The sequence below is a fragment of the Hungatella sp. SL.1.14 genome (assembly GCF_024460495.1).
Lineage (GTDB): Bacteria > Bacillota > Clostridia > Lachnospirales > Lachnospiraceae > Hungatella > Hungatella hathewayi.
Genome location: NZ_JANFYJ010000553.1, coordinates 1 through 286 on the forward strand (window position 1 = coordinate 1; position 286 = coordinate 286).

The window sequence follows — 286 nt, forward strand, 5'->3', positions numbered from 1 at the left end:
CTGATTCAAAAACTGTCAGAAAATTCTACAGGATTTCTGTCAACCATCCAGGTGGCAATCACATTTGCCGGATTTTTTTCCAGTGCATCCGCCGCGACAGGTATATCGCAGATATTGTGGAACCGCATGGCGCAGTCAGGAATTCCTTATAGCCAGAGTATCGCCATGGTGCTGGTTACGATCATCCTGTCTTACTTTAATCTGGTGTTTGGTGAACTGGTACCGAAACGGGTTGCACTGCAGAAGGCTGAGGCATTCAGTCTGTTTGCGGTGAAGCCGATTGCCA

At 47.9% G+C, this 286-nt stretch carries 1 protein-coding gene; it reads left to right on the forward strand.

Annotation, left to right across the window (positions count from 1 at the left end):
- Positions 1-286 (forward strand): CNNM domain-containing protein (locus NE473_RS32270; protein WP_256265737.1); only part of this gene is annotated, 286 nt, incomplete at both ends.